Annotated in this window: 1 protein-coding gene; it reads right to left on the reverse strand. The window is 73.5% G+C overall.

Features of this window, described 5'->3' with window-relative positions; translation table 11 throughout:
* A partial coding sequence (locus AB0C29_RS45625) for a GGDEF domain-containing protein (protein ID WP_360834230.1) occupies positions 1 to 1,654 on the reverse strand: 1,654 nt, incomplete at its 3' end.
* Positions 1,655 to 2,027: the final 373 nt, after the last annotated feature.

A 2,027-nucleotide genomic window follows, 5' to 3' on the forward strand; every position in this document is an offset into this window, starting at 1 on the left:
CCTCGGCCGGCGTCGTGCCGGTCAGGATCACGGCGAACTCGTCGCCGCCGAGCCGGGCCACCGTGTCGCTGCCGGCCCGCACGCAGCCGCGCAGCCGTTCGGCCGCCGTGACCAGCACCCGGTCGCCCACGTGATGCCCGAGCGTGTCGTTGATGATTTTGAAGTCGTCCAGGTCGACGGCGAGCACCCCGGCGAGCGCGTCGGCGTCGGGCTGCCCGGCCGCGTCGGCGATCCGCCGGTGGAACAGGGTGCGGTTGGCCAGACCGGTCAGCGCGTCATGGGTCGCCTCGTAGTGCAGCTGCTCCTGGAACGCGCGGGCGTCGGTGATGTCGCGGGCGTTGGAGATGAGCCCGCGCACGCTCGGGTCGTCGTGCCGGTCGGTGGCCACCACGTCGAGCCAGCGCCAGGAGCCGTCCTTGTGCCGTACCCGGCCCTGCCAGTTACCGCCGGTCCCGGCGGTCGGCAGATCGTCCGGGTGCAGCAGGTCGCGCAGCGCCGTGCCGAGCAGCTCCTCGGGCGCGTAGCCCAGCATCCGGGTCACCGCCGGGCTGGTGAACGTCGTCCGGCCCCGCCGGTCGGTGATCACCGTGAGGTCCGAGGAGTGCTGGATCAGCGAGCGGAACCGGCGCTCCTGCTCGCCGAGCCGGCGCAGCAGCACCGCGTTGTCGACGAACGAGGTGATCTGCCGGCCCAGCACCACCAGCGTGACCAGCAGCGAGCCGAGGACCAGCCCCCAGCTGCGGACCGACAGCCCGTCCTGGGCCAGGCTGAGCAGGCCCGCCGCGTAGGTGGCCAGCGCCGCCGCGTACGGCAGCAGGCTGAACGGCCGCCGCCGGGAGCGCTGCGGCGCGGTGGCGGCGAGCTTCATCTCCACCGTCTGCGCCCGCGGGCAGGCCGCCATGATCACGCAGGGAACGAAGCTCGACAGCATGAACACCGCCGGGTCGGCGCTCGCGGCGAGCCCGTCCACGCCGACGCCGAGCGCGGTCAGGGCCACGCCGACCAGGGCGATGCCGGCCGCGACCGGCCGGAACGGGGCCTCGCCGCCGAGGACCAGCTTGGTGATGCCGAAGAACACGATCAGCATGAGGGCCGCGAGCACGCCGTTGAGCAGCACCAGGCTGATCGCCGCGCCGACCACGGCGCTGAGCATGAACGACCAGATGAAGCCGGCGGCGGCGGTCATCACGGTGGCCGCGTCCAGCCAGAACACCAGGCGTTGCCGGCCGGTGGCCCGGATCGGGTGGGTCAGCATCGCCCACAGCGGCACCGAGACGCCGGCGACGATGAAGACCAGGTGCACGTTGCCGCTGACCAGACCGGTCACCGTCAGGTCGTTGGCCGACTGCACCGTCTGGACGAGGTCGCCGGCGGCGAACAGGACCGCGGCGATGGTCATCGCCCGCCAGAACCGGCGGGTGGTGGCCGACGCGTCCGGGTGCCGGTGGACCCGCCACGAGCCCAGGGCCAGGACCACGTCGAGGGCCACCTGGATGGGCCAGTAGGCGGCGATCAGGACGGGCAGGCCGGCCACCGGCCACGCGTACCAGGCGGCGCCGAGCACGGCGACGGCCAGCAGCGCCTGCATGCCCCGGTCCCGCAGCAGTGCCATCGGCACCGGCGGGGCGGTCCGTCTGCGCGTGCGCGGAACCATCGCCCGTTCCTCCAGCCTGTCGCTCCCGGTCGGGAATCGCAGCCTGTCCATCGTTCGGCGAACCCCGGACTTGAGACATCACGGCCGCGCCCGGCTGTGATGACCGACGCCGCCGGTCCGCGCGACCGACGGCAAGCCGGGCCCCGAACTTCTCAGGTGGCCGCCCGCCCGCCCGATCTCGACGGTGACGTCACCCCGCCAGGCGGTGACCGGAGGCGGGGGAGGGCTCTGATGATCGTCAGGCACCGGCCTTCCGCCACCGTCGTCGTCGGCGTCACCGTGGTCGTGTTCGCCGCCTGGATGGCCACCGGCCTGGGCGGCGATGCCGTGACCCGGGCCGTCTCCGACATCGGCACGGTCCTGATGACCCTGG

The organism is Actinoplanes sp. NPDC048791 (assembly GCF_040650095.1).
Classification (GTDB): domain Bacteria; phylum Actinomycetota; class Actinomycetes; order Mycobacteriales; family Micromonosporaceae; genus Actinoplanes.